General features: G+C 34.6%; 12 protein-coding genes and 1 pseudogene. 4 read left to right on the forward strand and 9 right to left on the reverse strand.

What is annotated here, in order from left to right:
* Positions 1-13: 13 nt before the first annotated feature.
* From ACFFIX_RS17345 to ACFFIX_RS17360, 4 genes are all read right to left on the reverse strand, one after another.
* Positions 14-2,929, reverse strand: coding sequence for an AAA family ATPase (locus ACFFIX_RS17345; RefSeq protein WP_378936210.1), 2,916 nt, complete (start codon positions 2,927-2,929; stop codon positions 14-16).
* On the reverse strand, positions 2,901-3,506 hold the full coding sequence (locus ACFFIX_RS17350; RefSeq protein WP_378936211.1) for an ABC-three component system middle component 1: 606 nt from the start codon (positions 3,504-3,506) through the stop codon (positions 2,901-2,903). The genes ACFFIX_RS17345 and ACFFIX_RS17350 overlap by 29 nt, the downstream gene beginning before the upstream one ends.
* A complete protein-coding gene (locus ACFFIX_RS17355) occupies positions 3,496-5,259 on the reverse strand; it encodes a dsDNA nuclease domain-containing protein (protein WP_378936213.1) in 1,764 nt (587 codons plus the stop codon). Before ACFFIX_RS17355 ends, ACFFIX_RS17350 begins: the two co-directional genes overlap by 11 nt.
* A 416-nt stretch (positions 5,260-5,675) precedes the next feature.
* The gene (locus ACFFIX_RS17360) at positions 5,676-8,051 is read right to left on the reverse strand and encodes a polyprenyl synthetase family protein (protein WP_378936215.1); all 2,376 of its coding nucleotides are present in this window, start codon (positions 8,049-8,051) and stop codon (positions 5,676-5,678) included.
* A gap of 730 nt (positions 8,052-8,781) precedes the next feature.
* Here ACFFIX_RS17360 and ACFFIX_RS17365 point away from each other — a divergent pair.
* Positions 8,782-9,829 (forward strand): annotated as a pseudogene (locus ACFFIX_RS17365) (MFS transporter); the annotation flags it as partial.
* A 114-nt stretch (positions 9,830-9,943) separates the two neighbouring features.
* Here the strand turns inward: ACFFIX_RS17365 and ACFFIX_RS17370 are convergent.
* Positions 9,944-10,858: an NAD(P)-dependent alcohol dehydrogenase gene (locus ACFFIX_RS17370; protein ID WP_378936299.1), complete on the reverse strand. Its 915-nt coding sequence runs from the start codon at positions 10,856-10,858 to the stop codon at positions 9,944-9,946.
* Between the two features lie 511 nt (positions 10,859-11,369).
* Between ACFFIX_RS17370 and ACFFIX_RS17375 the strand changes: the two genes are divergently transcribed.
* The 3 genes from ACFFIX_RS17375 to ACFFIX_RS17385 all read left to right on the forward strand — a co-directional run bounded on the left by ACFFIX_RS17375 (position 11,370) and on the right by ACFFIX_RS17385 (position 14,743).
* Positions 11,370-12,230: a hypothetical protein gene (locus tag ACFFIX_RS17375; RefSeq protein ID WP_378936217.1), complete on the forward strand. Its 861-nt coding sequence runs from the start codon at positions 11,370-11,372 to the stop codon at positions 12,228-12,230.
* 337 nt (positions 12,231-12,567) lie between these two features.
* Positions 12,568-13,848, forward strand: a complete 1,281-nt coding sequence (locus ACFFIX_RS17380) for a phytoene desaturase family protein (protein ID WP_378936219.1) — start codon at positions 12,568-12,570, stop codon at positions 13,846-13,848.
* A 4-nt stretch (positions 13,849-13,852) separates the two neighbouring features.
* Positions 13,853-14,743 carry an RNA polymerase sigma-70 factor gene (locus tag ACFFIX_RS17385; RefSeq protein ID WP_378936221.1) on the forward strand — a complete coding sequence of 297 codons (891 nt, stop codon included), beginning with the start codon at positions 13,853-13,855 and terminating at the stop codon, positions 14,741-14,743.
* Between the two features lie 586 nt (positions 14,744-15,329).
* Here the strand turns inward: ACFFIX_RS17385 and ACFFIX_RS17390 are convergent.
* The 4 genes from ACFFIX_RS17390 to ACFFIX_RS17405 all read right to left on the reverse strand — a co-directional run bounded on the left by ACFFIX_RS17390 (position 15,330) and on the right by ACFFIX_RS17405 (position 17,959).
* Positions 15,330-16,037 carry a M48 family metallopeptidase gene (locus tag ACFFIX_RS17390; RefSeq protein ID WP_378936223.1) on the reverse strand — a complete coding sequence of 236 codons (708 nt, stop codon included), beginning with the start codon at positions 16,035-16,037 and terminating at the stop codon, positions 15,330-15,332.
* 27 nt (positions 16,038-16,064) lie between these two features.
* Positions 16,065-16,583 (reverse strand): YehS family protein, encoded by a 519-nt coding sequence (locus tag ACFFIX_RS17395; protein WP_378936224.1) that lies wholly within the window; start codon positions 16,581-16,583, stop codon positions 16,065-16,067.
* Between the two features lie 394 nt (positions 16,584-16,977).
* On the reverse strand, positions 16,978-17,487 hold the full coding sequence (locus ACFFIX_RS17400) for an SRPBCC domain-containing protein (RefSeq protein ID WP_378936227.1): 510 nt from the start codon (positions 17,485-17,487) through the stop codon (positions 16,978-16,980).
* Positions 17,488-17,632: 145 nt separating this feature from the next.
* Complete coding sequence (locus ACFFIX_RS17405) at positions 17,633-17,959, reverse strand: ArsR/SmtB family transcription factor (protein ID WP_378936229.1); 327 nt, start codon at positions 17,957-17,959, stop codon at positions 17,633-17,635.
* Positions 17,960-18,041 lie beyond the last annotated feature (82 nt).

The raw sequence follows: 18,041 nt of genomic DNA on the forward strand, positions 1-18,041 counted from the left end.
GAAAAAACTTATGTTAATCCTCCAACAATCTGTATTGTTCTGATTCAATCTCGATAGCGTCTCTAGTATAAGATTGTATTTTGATATATGCATAATCCTCAGGTTTTAAGTTCATTTTTCTGACTGATAACTTTGCAAAATCAGAATCGTGCGTACTAATTATTACTTGTCTATTTTCTATTAATATTAGATTAGCAATAACATCTATAAAAGAATATGCATTAATATCATCTAGATTTTGGAAAGGATCATCAATGCCTATTACATTTAACTTACTCCAATTCTGAGATTTATTTAATGCTAAGAATATACTCATAGCTAATATTGTGGATTGTGCTGCACTTAAAGTGAGACTAGCATTTATAGATTCATTAATATTTTCATCCAAAACATCGTATTCCAATTCCTTATCATTCAAAAGTACAAATAACTCATTTTTCTTTGTCATTAAGTTAATATAATTAAAATAAGAATGAGGTGAAATTTGTCTAAAGTAATTATTTATTGTAAAAGATAATCCTCCCAAGTATTGATTAATTAAAGAACTCTGTACTTCAGTATGGTATGTGATAAGATTTTTTAATTGTTCATCCATAATTGAATATTGATCAAGTTGCTTTTGGTAAGTTGAAACTCCTTCATCACAATTCTTAATCTTCGTTTCTATTTCTCTTAATTCGATGTCTCCTAGATATTTCTCAATCTGAACTAAAATATTTCTAGCTTTATATTCTTCGTTCTTAATTAGATCAATATTCGCCTTTATGAACTTTAATATATCGCTGCTATTTAATCTCAGTTCGCAATCCAGCACCTTCTCTAACCCAAGCTTAATTTGGATTAATAACTTCAATTTCCTATCGGAATCCTGAATATACTGTTCCAATTCTCCTACTTTTTTATTGTATTCTTGAACTTTAATTTTCCCATTATCAATATAACTGTTTATTGCATTAATTTTCATTTGAAGATTTCTTTGATCTCCAATAAATACTTTATAAAGATTATGTTTTTCAGACGCTGCCTTCTCTTCCTCACCGATGTCATAAATTTTTTGGTTCAAATCATTTATTAAAGTATTACCTTCTTTAATTTCTATATAACCTTTATATTTATTCTCATTACTTTGTATATATTTTTGAACTTCTTCTATTTCTAAATGAATTTTTTTAATATCCTCTTGGTCTATTGAGTTGCTAAGTCTCATAGATGCAATTTCACTTTGCAAACTTACTATATCTTTTTCTAAAGTCTCTCTTTTTTGCTTAAAATCTATTAACTTTTGCTCAGCTAAATCTAATACACTAGCAACTTTGTTTCTCTTAACTTTATGCTCATTTATTGATATATCAACTTGATTAATAAACTTAGTTGAGTTTTCCAATTCTATGCGTATTGCAGACTTTAATTTTTCATCACTCTCATAATCAGTCCCACAAACTAAGCATTTTTGTTCTTTGCTATCCAATAAATGACTTTGAACTTCATGTATAACTGCATTTATTTGAAGCGATAAACTACTATCCTTTTGAATATTCAAACCTGAAATTGATTCATTAATTTCCTGGACTCTTGTTTTAAAATCATTTACAAGTTTATTCTCAATTTCTAATCCTTTTTCTAAATCTTCAGCTTCTTTTTTTAATTCATTTAGGCGTCTCTCTAATTCTATAATCCTTTTTTTCTTTATAAGTTTGTTTAAACGATCATTATTCGCATTAAATTCATTCTCATAAATCGAGATTTGTTCAAAAGTCAAATCAGTGTAGTTTATCTCTAAATTTTTCGAAATAGTTTTTAAGTTTTCAGTGATGCTCTTAATATTTGTTATAATACTTTCTTTTTCAATCTTTTTAGTCTCTAAATAATTATTTGTTCGTGAAATCGTATTTAAATTTTCTATTCTTGAATTGGCTCTTTCCAAACCTTTTTCACGATTAAGTATATTTCGTTTTAAGTTTTCTATTTCGTTTTTGTATTCAATAATTTTTTCATTAATTTCTAACTCATCAACATAAATTTCTTTTTTCTTTATTTCAAACTCAAAATATTCTAGTTGCTTCAATTCATCTTCTATTAAGTCAATATATCTTTTTACTAGTTCATATTCATCTTTTGTAAGCTCATTAAAATTTTGGTCAATAGTAAGAGGTTGAAGCGAATAATTTTTCAAGTCTCCTTGAAAGGTGTTAAGTTCGTTTAAAATACTTTCCTTTGACTTGCTACCAATTCTTTCATTTTGAAGTAGTTTAGGCTGGTATTCTGCATTTAGAAGCTCTCTCTCATGCTTTAATTTGTTCTGTTCCAAACCTATTCCCTCGTACTCTGCCCCATACCCTTTTTTTAAATCTTGTAAGTACTCTTTAAAGTCTTGCCCATATCTTGTTAATCCAAGAATTTGTTCCAACTTTGAATATCGTTCTGTAGGTTTATTACCTCTAACAAACACTTCTAGGTTTTCTTGGGACAAAATCAAAGTTGATTCTATAAATGAGAGTAAATCAATGGACTCTAATAAATTTGCATCATTAGTTATATTCTCATTAACTAATAAACGCACGATTTCTTTTTGACCTTCTCTTATTAAGGTTCTTTGACCATTCACAACTAATTTTTGTAAGCCAGTATTCTTAATAGATCTTTTAATACATATTGTTTCACTACTATTTAAATATATTTCAACTGATGCTTCATCCACACCTTTATTGAGAGCATCATTATTTATTATAAAATTGAATTGAAGATGTTCTGACGATCCAACGTATCTAGATATTTTTCCAGAGATAACCCAATTAATCGCATCAAAAATCGTGCTTTTACCATGGCCATTGGGTCCTTCTATAACAATTACTTTCTTGTTTGAAAAGTCGAATTCATGCTTTCCTCTAAAAATACGAAAGTTATTTAATACTATTTTTTGAATAAACATTTAAGTCTCCTGTTTCTAATAAAGTCTCTATTTTAATTTTGCTAGTTTGTTTATCATTTGAATAATGAGAGAAATAATCATCTAATATTAGTTCCAAATTTAAATTTTTTTCCTTACCAATTTCTTCTTTGAATTTCACAATTCTTTCTTGAAATTTCTTATCAAAAGAAAATTCTTCTGTTTCTATCATTAGATTCATTAAAAAAGGAACTCTATTTAAATCAGCTTCATTCTCTAATACGTATTTCTTACAGACTAAATCGTTTTTTTCAATTTTATTTATTTCAAGTCTTAAAGCAATATCATCCGAATTAAAATCTAAAACCATGAAAAAGTATAAATTGTTAATATACTTGTTTGGAAAATACTGTAATGCAGTTGATATATATATTTGGTCTTCTAATTTCCAATCAATTAAAGAATTTTTTGTTCTATACTCTTTTACAAGAACTAACTTAGACTCACTTGCCCAAATACTTATATTATGCTGTTCAAGTTGAGTCATTACATCAGATTCAAGCAGAAAATTCTCGAAACCTTTTTCTTCTAATAACTTGATAACTGTTTCATGCTTCAATATAATTCACCTTCATTTTCTTTACAATTTCATCTAAATATTCTTTCCAACTTGGTAATAGTTCACTTTCTCTAAAGCTATCTAATTCGATTCCGTCTTGCTTGAAGCTCTCGAAGAAATCTTCTAGCTCACTAACATCAACAAATTTCATGTGATCAGGAACTTCTGTAATTTTTTTGAGCGAATCAACATCAGTTGTGATTTTAAACCTAGCTGATATTTTTGATGCAAGTGGATTTAATACATCTTTTTTAGAGCCAATTAGTAAGCAATATAAATCCAAAGTTATATGTCTTGATACGTGGCACTCATTTAAACTCGATTTAATTTTTTCAATTGACGTTACTTTATTCAATTTATTTCTTGCATGATAAATTGTGAAAAGGACATTATCGATAACACTTGATTTCCCCTTGTGAAATAACATTTTAGCATTATGATAAACCTCTGAGTGACTTTCATAAAACACTGTAAAATATACAATAAACCTTAATGATTCTTTTAAATTACTTCTAATATCACCATGTTCAAAATCCCAAATTGAAAGATTATTATTGCCATTAAATATTTTATTAAAAATAGATACACAGTATGTACTATTCTCTCTATTACTAGTTGTTATATGATTATTCAGCCAATCTAGCTGAGTAAGCAGTTCTGCTTTTAAACTTCCATTAACAAATTGCTCTTTAAATTCAGTTTCTAGGCTTCCTATGGTAGTCTCAAATATCCCCCATGCGCTATCGTAGTAAGAACTCTCACTAATTAGCTCCTTAGCCTCAACAAGCCAACCTTTAATTAAATAATTAATTTGTGCCTTTGTTATAATTAGTTCACTTTTTTCTATTTTATCCTCATTATCTTCGTGGCTATTTAATATTACAAGTGCAAACATTCTATTGAATATGTGTTCTGCTATAGATTTAGCTCTAATATCGGTAACATTAACGGTTTCTTCAATCATATTTAAAGTGTCTTCATAAAGTTCTCTAGTAGACCCTAATTTATTTATATATAGTCTTTTTAAGTAGTAATCAATGTCCATTTGAGCATAATCTTCAAAACGATAACCGAATTTAGTTATCGGCTTTTCAATTGCTTTTTTAAATACATCATCGTCTTTTATAGCGTCTTCAATTTCACCTTCAGCATCAACACTGTCTTTAATTTCATAGTTGATATTTTCTGTATAATTTTTCAATTTTGATAAACTACTCTTTTTAGTGTTGGTAACTATTTCAAATTGTGGTTCGTAGCTATTTTTATCAGTAATATCTTCAACAGTATTTGATTCTAGAAAATAATCGTAATTCAATATATTTTTTTCAACCCAACTATTAAAATGATTTTTAGCATCATCTGCTTGGTCTAACGATTTTCTTGTAGAAAAATTATTCGGTTGATGATTTTTAACTCCATCTTCTCTTATTGTTTTTACCTGTATAAATTTAATTTTTTCTTCTCCAATAAGAGTAATATCATCAAAGTATTCTAATACCACTGCGTCCCACCAACTTTCGCGTGTCGGGGATATCATTGACATCATGTAATACATCGAAACATAATATTGGTAAACAAATCCTCTCATAGCAGTTAATCCACCTAAATCTCTAAACTTTCCTGCCATAAGATTTGCAACTATTTCATCTTTTTTATGTAAAACTTCAAGTTTCTCTGAATCTTCTAGATCTAATATGTATTCATCTAAAGAATTCCCTACTTTTTCACGTAAATTATTAAGCGCAATTGGCACTTGGTTTCCTCCCTTAAATTTCAAAATAAATTTTTAACTATAATTAATTAAAACAGCACCTTCCATTCCTATCTAGAAGGTGCTGTACCTGTTTTCCACAAAAAAACCTCATTTACTTATGGTACGGTTCACCGTATTAGACCCCCTAATAGTGTCTACTTCTGCCAATTTATATAGCCTTTCCACACAAAGAATACGCCCTTTTATTCGGAAATTAATGATAAGAAAAAGGATGTGATTCCGATTCACACCCTTTTTGCTCTAACACTTATTCACATGTTATTCACAGTTTACAACTACATTAAAGAGTTTTTTTTCCCTTGATAATTAACCAACCTTTTATCATTACAAAGCATGAGTGAGTTTTAAATGATTTATACTGCCTTGGCTCTCGGTATTCTACCTTATTTTTACTGTTAATGGTCCCGATTAACCATATAATTCAATAAATGCTTCAGAAAAGTTTTATTGCGCGGGACCTCTTGCAACGCTTTTGTTGCAAGACAAAAATGTTCCCACATCGCTTTTCTGGCACCATCAGAACCTAGGATTGATACAAAAGTAGAACTGGTGTTTTCAGCATCTTTTCCAATGGGCTTTCCTAGTAAGATCAGATCTCCTTCAACATCAAGCAAGTCATCCTTAATCTGAAAGGCAATGCCGGCATGATGGGCGAATTTTTTCAAAGCTTCAATTTCTAATTCCTTTGCATGGGCGAGAATTGCAGGCATTATGAGGGAAGCTTCGAATCCTATCCCAGTTTTATAAAAGCACATCATATTTAATTGTTCCAGTGTCAATTGTTTCCCCTTTGATTCCAAGTCCATCGCTTGTCCCTTACACATTTCCTCTGTCATTTGGGCCGAATATTTAATCAATTTAAGCACAGTTTTCGAATCGAACTGGTCAAGAGAAGCTTGTTCCCAAATAGCCTTCTGAGTCAAAAAGAGACCGGTTAGTTCTGCTATGGCAATGTTATACACCTGATGTAGGGTTGGACTCCCCCTACGGATGGACGCATTATCCTGGGATGGCAGATCATCGAAGATTAGGGATGCAGTATGCATATATTCCAATGATCTTAGAAGTGGCACGATTGCTGAACTTTCTAATCCATATTCGTTAACGCCCATGATCCAAGTCACTATTGGCCTCAATCGCTTTCCATCGCCAACCAGACTGTAATTTGCAGCATCAATTATTGGCTCTTTCATCAAAGAAACATGATCGGTTTTAGGGATATGTAAGATGTTGTTGATTTGATTGCGTACGGTCTCGATCGTATCTAAAAAGTCTTCCTGCTCTTTCCGTTCTTTTTTCAGAATGTTCATCATATGGTCCCTAAGCAGTTTATCAAAGAAATCCACATCATCCGCTTTTTGAACCATCTTTTGGATGATACTATTGAATTTCTGATTTCCCGAAGCAAATAGCTCCATAACTTCGTTGTATTTTTTGGTTCCCATTCGTTCCTTAAAACGTTTCAGTCCGTTTATTGCACGATCCAGTATCACCTCACAGGTCTTTTTATCTGAGTGATACACGTTATGGATCAAATTAGAAATGACCGTCCAGTATAATTCAAAAGGGTTTATGAGATCCAAACGTTTACCATGATATTTCATATAATAGGTATAGGGTGTTACTGCGCCTTCCTTCATGTCATCAAACATATCTGCAAAATCATCAGCCAGCTGGTTGTAAATGCCATAAAAGAAAGTTCGGTTGTCAAAGCCCTCATCCTCAGGAGCACTGATTACTGAACGGACAATCAATCGTGAAGAAGAGGATTTTAAAATGACTGGTATATAAAGCTCTTCATTGGTGTAATTTCCATTTGATAGATCCTTTACACGGTCCACTTCCTGGGAATTAAAAAACACGTAGGATTGCTCGAAAAATGATTTTATTGTATCTGGTCGCTGATGCACCTTAATATACTCAAAGGCATCTTGGAGTTCCGAATGAATATATCGAATCAGATCCAGGTTTTTTCCAGTCCACTCGCCCAATTCCGGCACAGATCCTGTGATAAGAGTGGTACGTATCAATTCAGAATATTGTTTCTCCTCTTTAGTGGATAAGACTTTGGCATCCAGAAGGTCATCAATGAAGGGATAGGTCAGACCATAGGAGTAACCAAGCCTAATAGCTTTATCAAGTTTCTGAGCACGTTCTTGATGCGATATATCATCAGCCATCTCTTCAACCTCGTGCATCACTACTCCAGCAATGATTTTAATAAGTTTTCGCTTGGCTTGCTCAGCATCCATCCCCATCGGAATATTTGAGGATACTGTCTTTAGTTTGTCTATCACCCAGATCATGGTAGTTTCAATACCTTCCTTCTGGGCAATCCGATACAACCCGGCCATGCTAAACGTCTCAGGGTTGTCTGTCTTGGTGGAAGAAGTCAGATAACTTTTTAAACTGTCAACCGCACGCCGAACCCTTTCCTGAGTATCAGGTGAATCCAGTGCTTTGCCCAAATCCCGCATATAAATATATGAAATACTTCGATCCAGGTAATTATCTAGTTTCCCTGTGTAATCCAACCATTGGATATAATTGTGATACCCTCTGGAATCAGGTTTTCCCTTTCCACGCGAAAAAAAGGATAATAATGTATGATGATGAATATGGTTGTGCTTCCAGGATTGTATATCTCTTGTTAGGGTAGGGACATAAGTCTTTTGCATGACCTGCACATAAAGTGATTTAAAATAATGAGCAGCCTTCTGCTCCGCCCTCCGATAGCATGCATCGGCATCTTTTATTAACTCCTCTTTCATATATACATTACCTCTACTTAATGTTCTCTTTTATTTGTAGCAATGGTAAGTGCTTCAATACCAATTGATTCTATGGTGACAACAGGTTCATAGCTAACTAAGTTTTTACTATATTGATCGACCAGCCCGGTTATGACGGTTAAACCAAGCTCAGCTGCTGCTAGATTTGTTACATTGTAGTAAACAGGAAGCGACAGGGGTGCTTCTTCGGTTTCCTATATCCCTTAGGAATTTGCAGCAAAAGTGGTATATCACCATTTTTCACAGCGGCTTTCCCTTCCTCAAGGCTATCGTATTACTTGACCTCTATGCCTTCTTTTTCTTTGAACAACCCTTCAAGTTGTTTGGATGCATCAAATTTATCATTATTACAATTCCTACATTCAATGATAAATTACCTATGCTCATTATAATCGATGATCATCTGCTCGACTATTTTTTTCGGCTTTTTTAAATTGTTCAGCATTTAGTAAACCTTTTTTCTACCTCTATTTTTATTTTCAAGTGATTAGCATAAGGTGTTGCTTAATTCAAAATAGCGTATAAATAAGTTGAAATTAGCAACAGCGCATAAATAAGGAGTAACAAAAGGACTTTTCTTACAGCGGACAATAATTAATTTCACATCTCAAAAATAATATAGAAATAAGTTAATATAATGATAACGCACATAAGAAATGAAGAATGTCGGAAATGGTATTAATTAGGAGTATTAAAATAGAAAGGGTGACGACTCTCGCAACGTTTTGGACGCCGTTTTGGGCTCGCAACAGGGTTCTTGGGTGGTGGTATTGGAGCGATTGGAGTCGTTATATCAGCAGTAATCAATAATATTTTCTTTCTTTTCGCTTCACTACTAATCTATGGCGCAGGCTCTGCAACAAACCTGCAAGCACGTTATGCAGGTACCGACTAAGCAAATTCTTCACAGCGTGCAACAGCAGTTAGTATCGCATTGGTATCCACTACATTTGGGGCTGTTGCAGGTCCAAACTTGGTTGATGTTATGGGCCGATTCGCCACAGTGATCGGAGTCCCTGCCTTAGCTGGCCCATTTATACTAGCGGCTGCAGCCTACATCGTTTCTGGTCTGATCCTATTTGCTTTACTTCGCCCAGATCCTTTGATCGTTTCTAAAGCTATTGCAGCTTCTCAAAAAGTCAGGCGAAAGTAATCCTTCAGATGTGAATTTCACTTCTCTAACAATTAACAAACGAGGAGTAGTTATTGGAGCTACAGTCATGATTTTAACCCAAATTTTCATGGTTGCGATTATGACAATGACATCTGTACATATGGGGCACCACGGACATAGTTTAAGAGATGTAGGAATGATAATTGGCGTCCATATTGGTGCGATGTATCTTCCTTCACTCTTTACTGGTATTCTCGTTGATAAGCTTGGACGTATTGCAATGGCAATCACTTCTGGTGCCACTTTACTTGCTGCAGGTATTCTTGCTGCCGTGGCTCCTACCGATTCCATGCTGATTCTTACTATCGCTCTCGCTCTACTTGGGCTCGGTTGGAACTTTGGAATCATTAGCGGTACAGCACTCTTAATTGATGGAACGAATCTATCAACTCGTACAAAAACGCAAGGATCTGTTGATGTTTTCATTGCTTTGGCTGGCGCATTCGGTGGAGCACTATCTGGTGTAGTCGTAGCTTATTCTAGTTTCCCATTACTTGCCGGAGGGATCCTTTCACTTCTACTTATCCCTGTCATAATCTGGTTCCGTAAAGGTTCAAAAAAAGATAAAGAGGTTTCGATCTGACTAGGGATAACTTTGCAGATATAAGACGTAAAAATAACTAAGAAAAGTGCCTCCTGTCACCGTCCGATGTTTGTAGGCTTTAACAAACTTCGAGAAGTGACAGTGCACTTTTATTTAAGTTGCAACAATAATGACCACATTTCCTTTTTTATGCCCTTTTTCTACATATCTATGAGCCTCGGGAATTTCTTCAAGAGGGTAACGTCTGTCTATAACCGCTTTTAACTTTCCACTTTCAATAAGCTCTCCTAATAAAAGTAAATCTTCCGTGCGTTCCTTAGCGATCCCTTGCCCGTCAACTGTCACGTATGTCCCGTTCGGAGTTAGTGCCTTCTTGCAAGTTGATTTCGAGCTTTTCCCAACTGCAACAAAGATGAGATCGTAACGCTCTTCTCTTTCTTCAAAATTCTCCTTCGTGTAATCAATTACTTTATCTGCTCCCAGGGATTTCACCAACTCTACATTAGTGGTACTGCAAACCCCAGTAACTTCTGCTCCAAGGTATCTGGCAATCTGTACTGCCGAGGTCCCCACTGCTCCAGAAGCTCCATAGATCAGAACTTTTTGTCCGCTCTGGATATTTCCTTTCCTAAGAAAATACAATGCTGAAGTTCCTCCAAAAGGAACGGCAGTTGCTTCCTCATAGGTGATATTTGCCGGTTTTATTGTCACTATCCCATCTTCAGGCAGACATGTATACTCGGCATACGCACCAAACCTCATCCCAGTTAATGCAAAAATCTGGTCACCTTTTTTAAAACTCTTTACATCCTTGCCAACTGCTTCAATTTCACCGGCTAACTCCACCCCAAGTATAGGTTTTCTCGGTTTTCTAAAACCTAAGAATATTCGCATGGGAATCCAAAACAAGAAAGGGCTATTGAAACTTCGAACTCTACAATCCCCTGACGTTACGGTTGTCGCATGAACTTTTACCAGTACTTCATTGTCCTTGGGAGTAGGTTTTTCTACCTCTGTTAGTTGAAGAACATCGGGTGATCCGTATTTTGTGCATAGGATTGCTTTTATAGAAATTCCTCCTTGAATTGATAGTGTTGTAGGCACGTAGATTACTTTATTTTAGCGTCTTTAAAACCTTATGTTCATATTTGTGAAAATAAACGTGAATCTGATTAAAATAGATACGTTTTCAATGATACTTCCCTTTAAAAAGAACTTAAACAAACGTTTATTTAACTTGATGCTCCTACTCCTTCAATCAGGAAAGTGAACCCGCTCAGTCAGGGTTAGTATGTGTAGCGGGCTCTAATGTGATTTTCCCCCTAAGGTTCTTTAGTCTTCTTACTTCTACATAATAAGTGATCTTGGAACTCCCATCAAAACTCTTAGTGAATAGAGTTGGGTATATAGGTGCTGTCATAGTCAAATTTCATGGAATTTAGCAAAATTTGATTTTACAAAAAAGCATTGTTCGTAAATTAATTTTGATTATAATTGAGTTATCTTCCAACAACCTCCTCCCATAACGTTTTCTTTTTCCAACTCTATTAAATCTTCAGTAAAGAAAGGTGATTATTAATTGAAAAAACTGGTTTTATGCAAATGTGCTAGCGGAAAAGATGTTGATAGTTGTTGTTCTCAAAATACTAGAGTATGGTTACAGCCTGTTAAAAGACCTGATGAACATGAAGAATTATTAAAAAAAGTCAAAATAAGTTCGGAGTTCAATTTAAGGTATCGTGGTTTATTCGAATTTTACGGAACCGATTTAATCACCTATAAGCTGGGAAATCCCACCTGCAAGTCCCGCAATCAATTTCTAGAAGTGCTAGGTCTATATTTTACCGTATATTTGGAGGATGAATGTCCTGAATCTTGGGAAGCTTGTCAAGCCTCGTTTTGGGAGGAATTTCTCTTCACCTTTTACCCTAACCATATCGAATTAAGTCCTAATGAAACAGAAGTAGGAGCAATTTTTATAGAACTAAAGAAATTTACATACTGGCTCGATAAACGAACGGGAAGTTCTACTTATCGATTAATTGAAAACTTTATTCAAGAGTCTGCTAGTGAGTTAAAGCAATGTGAAAAACTAATCAACCGGCTCTTCAACAGCGTTTTCTCTCGAATTCATCACAATGATTGGGACTACAATACCGATATCCAACAAAACAACCAACAATTAGAAGAATGCAAAGAAACAAAACGTACGATTTTTGAAGTGACTCAAATGAATGGCAAAATTGTTGAATTAACTGCTTTGGATTCCCATGTTGCTTACCTTGTTAAAGATTTACCATATGAAATAATGGCCCCTAATACGTTACTAAGTGGATTAATAGGCAGAAAAAATGGCGATCGGTTCTGGGTTTTCAATTTCCCTGAAAGCGCCTATCCGAAAAGAGCGAAGAAGTTTCTGGAGAACATAATATTTTGGTGATCATTGCATTAATATGCTGCTAAAAATTTAGAGGTAACGCAACAGTTAAGGAGACAAAGAGTAATAATCTGTTGTATAAAGAAAATAAGAGTTGATATTAATGGAAAATCAAAATATTTATGAGTTGCTAATAACCATGCACAAAGACATGAAAAGCCAATTTGATCAAATTGAAAATCAATTCATTGAAGTTCACAAACGTAAAACTTAGTAGAAACTCATAAAGCGATTTCAGCTTTAGTTAGGAACACACTTCCATTAACTTTATCTGAAATGTTGTCACATATATTCATCCTTCGTCGTCATAAGTTATGAAAAAACAAATGGAGGTTATCTTATGACTCAAAGATGGGATATTGTCATTGTCGGTGGTGGATTAGCAGGTTATGTTGCAGCTAATTATTTAGCTAAAACCGATTTGTCTATATTAATATTAGAGAAAGGAAGAAATGTTGGTGGGAGAGCTAGGACAACTAAGATTAATCACCAGTATTTGAACCTAGGTCCCCATGCCATTTATAAAAAGGGAAAAGCTAAATTTATACTAGAAAACTTAGGTATTAAACTTAATGGAAAATCACCTAAATTAGCTGGCGATTTAATTGAGAATAATATGGAATACGCTGCTCCTTTTACTCCTTTAGGACTTTTTTCATCAAGTTTTTTGAATTGGAAAGAACGCATTGAATGGGCCACTATTTTAATGAAGTTTAATAGGATTGATACTGAAAAGTTAACAGAGCAAACATTCTATCAATGGGTACAGCAAGCAGCCGTATCTAAAAAAGTTCAGTCATTACTATATATACTAGGCAGACTTGCGACATACTGTCATGCTCCTGAAAAGGTGAGTGCAAAACTAATAGTCTCACATTTGAAGACTGTCATGGGCGGTGTACTTTATCTAGATGCCGGTTGGCAGACAATTATTGACCAACTCCACAATAATGTGGTTATCTCAGGTGTTCAGGTTCAATCAAGTACAGTTGTAAAAGAACTTGAACCGATTGAGCATGAACATTTTAAATTAGTTCTTTCTAATGACGAGGAAATTCACGGGAAGTATGTAATTTGCACAACTGGCCCTCACGAACTTAATAAAATGTTAGGTGAAAAGCTTGATCGTCCTCAAAGTAGTTTTTTAGCCCAAATAACACCTGTAAGAGGAGCAACGTTAGACGTCGCTTTAACTCAGCTTCCTAATCCAAAGAAATTGTTCGCCATGGGCATCACTGATCCTTTCTATTTTTCTGTACATTCAAAATATGCCCGGCTCTCTGATGATGCAAAAAGTGCAGTTCTTCATGTGTTTAAATATCATCACCCAGATGATCACATAGATGGAAAAAAGGTAAAAACCGAGCTCGAACAGTTTTTAGAAATGATGCAGCCAGGGTGGAAAAAACATGAAATCACAAGTCGTTTTATCCCTCAAATTACAGTTAACCATCGTTTACCTCAAATAGGAGATGAGCAAAAGTTTCACCGTTCTAAAACAAACATTCCAGGATTATATATAGCAGGAGACTGGGCTTCACCCGATTCCATTTTGTCAGAAGGAGCCGTTAGTAGCGGGAAACAGGCAGCTGAAGAAATCATTCAAAAAGAAAACAGGTGATATAGTGCAAATTAGTAATGAGGAATATCAACAATTTAAACCATTGTTGTTTTCAATAGGTTATCGAATGTTAGGTTCAGTAGTAGAAGCAGAAGATATTGTGCAAGAAACTTTTTTAAGAACGTACCAAATTGATGAGCAAAAGCTAGATAATAAAAAAGCTTATCTCTGCAAAATAATGACTAACCGCTGTCTTGATGTTTTAAAATCCGCAGGGTACAGACGAGAACATTACGTGGGACCATGGAATCCTGAGCCATTATTACTAGAGAAATCACTTTACTTCGATCCATCTGAAGTTGTTCTACAAAAAGAAGGATTGAGTATTGCCTATTTACGGATGATGGAACATTTAGCAACAGATGAACGAGCAGTCCTCCTTTTAAGAGAGGTATTTGATTTCTCCTATTTGGAGATTGCTAACATAATTGAAAAGAAAGAAGAAAACTGCAGAAAAATTTTTAGCAGAGCTAAGCAAAAGATCTCCCGTATAGAGGGTGAAAGTTTAAACTATGATAAGAACAAGTCAATTATTGATCGCTTTATCCAAGCATTTCAGATGCAAAATACTGATGTGTTATTAGAACTTATATCTGAAAACGTTACACTGTACTCTGATGGAGGAGGAAAAGTTAAGGCTGCTGTTCGTCCAATTGTATCCGTATCCAATGTTTTGCCCTTTTTATATGGTGTTATTAAAAAGATCCCCGAAGACTTTTATTTTGAAGTTAAAAATGTCAATAGTCAGCCAGCCATTGTGATTTATATGAATAGTAAGGTTCATAGTATCCTTAGTTTTTATATTCATAGTAATAAAATTAACGAATTGTATATAACCCTGAATCCTGATAAGTTACCCCATTCTTTAAGCAAATACAAGATTCAGGGTTGGTAGTAGTTCTTATCGCGATCCAGTAGTAAAAATCGAATCTACAAGTTAAGAATTACTCAAATTTTCAAAAGCCCGAGCTCTAAGTATTCAAATAAGAATTTTCCTAAAAGTTTTAATTCTCCCCTCTAGGGAAATTCTCTTTTATTATCAATCTAGTGTAAAACCTCATTTATTTATGATACGGTTCACCGTAGTTATTTAAGAGGCAAAAAAGCATTGAGCAGTATACTTCTCAATGCTTTTTCTTTTTTCAGCCTGAAGGAATACCTTCTTTTATAGCATGATAGGAAAATATTTCTTAATCTTTCCTAACTGTATTTAAGTTAAGTCAAAACTCCTAGTCTTCGCAAAGTTTTGCAGATTCTTTAAGTTCAACTGCTTTGAAACCACAAAGGTATTTAGAGATATACTAATCAATTATCCGTTTGACTCCTTACAAAATCTCCAAATGTTTTTGGAAACAATTTGTCATGGTTTACTATTATTTCAATATAATGCTACTCCTTTACTTGAGGTATATATATTTAATTTAATAGGGGTTGAGCTCACTTATTTAATGCAATAACAATGGTTCCAATGAAGTCTTCTGCTAAACAGTCATTTTCCAACTTGAAAATGCTAACCAATTTTCCATTTCCTTATAATCGGGTATTATTTTTCCAACAAGGCGCCAAAAGGATCGATCGTGATTCAGATGGACCATATGGCACATTTCATGAACGACTACGTAGTCGATCACCTTCAGTGGTGCCATGGCTAGCTTCCAATTAAATGTTAACTGAAGCTTTGAATCACACGTTCCCCATGTCCTGTTATTATCAGAAATACGGATTGAGCGTGGCTTTATTTTAAAGTTGATTTGATAGGACTTAATACTTTTCTCTACTAACGCTTTACATTGCTGATAATAAAATCGTTTTAAAGCTTGTTTTATTTTTTCATCCTCTAGTTCTTTCACATATATATATAACTTATCTCCTTCAAATATTACATGGTCTTGCTTGATAGTTATATCTTCAGAGATGTGTATCGGATATTCGTTTCCTAAATAAAGAAAGCTTTCACCATGATCATAGACCTTCTCTTGTGGCCCAAGCGTTCTATCCTTCATTTCTTTAGATTTTTGCTGAATCCAATCCCATTTTTCCTCTATAAATTGAAGCACGCATTCATCGGTTGTCCCTTTAGGAGCCTTTACTTCAACATTTCCATAGGGATCTATAGAAATCCCCATGGATTTTCGCTTATGATAATTTATATTAAAACTGATTGTTTCACCTGAGTATATATGTATCATTTAATCACCTAGAGTCCTTTAGTGCCCTTATCCTCTATATTTTATCGCTAATCCTTTTAAGAAATTCCTAGCGTATTTATCGCCGCACTCTTTATAATTTTTATGCCCTTTTTTTCTTAATACCGCACTTAGTTCCCCTTTTGTGATCATGACTCCTGCATCTTCTAGTATATCAAGGACATCATCACTTGTTAATGCTAGTGCTATTTTCAATTTCTTTAAAAGCATATTGTTAACAGGTTCATTAGACAGTGCTGGTCTTGTCGGTTGTCCTGGTTGTGGTTCTTGAATTCCTCTTTCGAAAATTATAAAGCCATTTAAAAACGACTCTAATATCGTATTATTGAATTTTATATTCTCATCATCTTCAGCGAAATCACCATCAATTTCAGCCTCATCATCGTAGCTATCAGTTGATTTTGTGAGCATCTTTAGCACTTCTTCTTTTGTCACTTCAATGCCACCAAGTTTAAATATCTCTACCATATCTGTATTTTTTATATCTAGAGCATATCTTAATCTAATTAATATATCATTATTCGTCATCTGTAACCCTCCGTCTTCTCTGTATCATTACACCTATATTATAACACCTTCATGTACCATCATAACCAAAACCATTGTTCATCAAAGGGATGATCTAGTACCTTCATGAAATTCTCACCATCTACTTATTTTTTTGTCACCGCTACTGGAAGTTTGAGACAAACACCAATATTGATTAGCACTGGAATTTAAATAAGCGTTTGCTTAAACCTACCCTGGAAAAGCGGCTATTGTAGATGGCTTCTATTTCAAAGATATCTCAAATTTTATGGTGCAGTATCATGGCTTATGAACGGAATGATATGGAGGGAGTACTTCATACGAATTGGTAGTGATTGTCTCTTTTTTCAAAAAAACTCCAGACTATTTTTAGTACAGGAGTTTTTTTGAAAAACTATTTAAGTGTTACTACATATTCACCCAAACGATCCCAAGTCTCAGTAATGCCTTGTTCCATACCCATATCTAAGACGGTCTGAAGTGCCTCTGACGAAGCGTATTGAGCACGATTGATAACCTTTGTCTTCCCTGCATTTTCTTCAAAAGTTAAGATACTGCGAGTTGATGGCATTCCTTCAGCTTCATTGCCTTCTGCATCAGAAAAGTAATCAATGTAAACAATTTTCTCCGCGTTAACAATCTCTTGGTAAACCCCTTTTCCCCAAGACTCAAATCCAAAAAAGTCCCCCTGATTCTCGTCAATACACTTCATGCAATAATGCCAGACGCCACCTTCACGAAAATCAATGTTACATACCGTAAGTGTCCACCCGCGAGGTCCCCACCATTGCTTCAGATGCTCTGCCTCTGAGAACGCCTTGAATACAAGCTCTTTAGGTGCATCAAATTCACGCTCTAGAATCAGTTCGTTACCCTCTACTCTCGAAATCATTTTCGTTGACATAAAATGTCCTCCTTAAGTTAAGTTGTACTTGAAAGCTTTTGTGGATTCCTCTAGGTGGTCTTAATTAGTTTTGGTACATGATCTGCAAAGGAAAGTCCTTAAGTCGACTTGCAAAGTTTTGCTCACTTGGAGAGTTAGACTACTGCTAGTCGTCAGATTTCACTTCGTTTTTTTGTAGCTTCTGGAGATATTCCTCAAGGTTGTCGTATCTCTCTTTCCAGAGGCTACGGTATGACTCCATCCAAGTGTCAAGCTCTTTGAACGGCTCTGGTCGAAGCTTATAAATTCTTCGATTAGAGACTGCTTGCACCTCCACCAGCCCGGCTTCACTAAGAACTCTGAGATGCTTGGAAGCCTGAGGTTGATTGAAACCGAGTCGTTCAGTAATTTCCCCTACAGAGAGCGGACCCTCACGTAAGAGTTCTACAATGAGCAGCCGATTAGGTTCGGCTAAGGCAATAAATGTTTTCATGAGTACAATATACATTGCGAGGAATATTCCTGTCAAGGAATATTAAAGAAAAATTTTTTATCAAGGAAGGCCCATTGGTTAA

The organism is Metabacillus herbersteinensis (genome assembly GCF_042433335.1).
Lineage (GTDB): Bacteria > Bacillota > Bacilli > Bacillales > Bacillaceae > Metabacillus > Metabacillus herbersteinensis.

Bases quoted from the DNA above. Each gene is read 5' to 3' on its own strand.
- ACFFIX_RS17390 (WP_378936223.1), bottom strand. From the start codon at position 16,037: ATGATACATATATACTCAGGTGAAACAATCAGTTTTAATATAAATTAT.
- ACFFIX_RS17360 (WP_378936215.1), bottom strand. From the start codon at position 8,051: ATGAAAGAGGAGTTAATAAAAGATGCCGATGCATGCTATCGGAGGGCG.
- ACFFIX_RS17380 (WP_378936219.1), top strand. From the start codon at position 12,568: ATGACTCAAAGATGGGATATTGTCATTGTCGGTGGTGGATTAGCAGGT.
- ACFFIX_RS17395 (WP_378936224.1), bottom strand. From the start codon at position 16,583: ATGACGAATAATGATATATTAATTAGATTAAGATATGCTCTAGATATA.
- ACFFIX_RS17405 (WP_378936229.1), bottom strand. From the start codon at position 17,959: ATGAAAACATTTATTGCCTTAGCCGAACCTAATCGGCTGCTCATTGTA.
- ACFFIX_RS17400 (WP_378936227.1), bottom strand. From the start codon at position 17,487: ATGTCAACGAAAATGATTTCGAGAGTAGAGGGTAACGAACTGATTCTA.
- ACFFIX_RS17345 (WP_378936210.1), bottom strand. From the start codon at position 2,929: ATGTTTATTCAAAAAATAGTATTAAATAACTTTCGTATTTTTAGAGGA.